Below are 696 nucleotides of genomic sequence, written 5' to 3'. Positions count from 1 at the left end.
TCGCTAGTAATCGTGGATCAGAATGCCACGGTGAATACGTTCCCGGGCCTTGTACACACCGCCCGTCACACCATGGGAGTGGGCTGCAAAAGAAGTGGGTAGCTTAACCTTCGGGGGGGCGCTCACCACTTTGTGGTTCATGACTGGGGTGAAGTCGTAACAAGGTAGCCCTAGGGGAACCTGGGGCTGGATCACCTCCTTACCTATACGACTAACTTAATGTTTGTTGAGTGTTCACACAGATTGCTTGTTTAGCTTCTCTTAGGAGAAGTCAGAGCTAAATGCGCCGCGAGCCGGTACGCATTGTTCTTTAACAATTTGGAAAGCTGATAGTATTTAATTRCATGAGTCTGTCATGTGATTAATTACAAAACGTTTAATGCGCAAGCATTGAACATGAGTTCTCAAACACTTTATTAAGTGTCTTGAATATTCAAAAGTAAATTATTCTTTGCTGAATAGTTTACGTCTAAGGCGCGTCCACTTCTTTGGTCAGAAGTGAGACAAGTAAAACCAAGCTGGTCGCAATGCGGCGCAGATGAGTGAAACTCATTTGGGTTGTATGGTTAAGCGACTAAGCGTATACGGTGGATGCCTTGGCAGTCAGAGGCGATGAAGGACGTAGTAACTTGCGAAAAGCGTTGGCGAGCTAGTAACAAGCATTTGAGCTAACGATGTCCGAATGGGGGAACGAAC

The 696-nt window shown here is 46.0% G+C and carries 2 rRNA genes; both read left to right on the top strand.

Features of this window, described 5'->3' with window-relative positions:
- Positions 1–202: ribosomal RNA gene (locus tag L5L77_RS22595) — 16S ribosomal RNA — on the top strand; the annotation flags it as partial.
- A 362-nt stretch (positions 203–564) separates the two neighbouring features.
- Positions 565–696, top strand: a 23S ribosomal RNA gene (locus L5L77_RS22590); the annotation flags it as partial.

Origin of the sequence: Shewanella sp. SM29, assembly GCF_025654245.1 — a bacterium.
GTDB classification, from domain to species: domain Bacteria; phylum Pseudomonadota; class Gammaproteobacteria; order Enterobacterales; family Shewanellaceae; genus Shewanella; species Shewanella oncorhynchi.
This window is presented reverse-complemented; position numbering and strand designations above follow the sequence as displayed.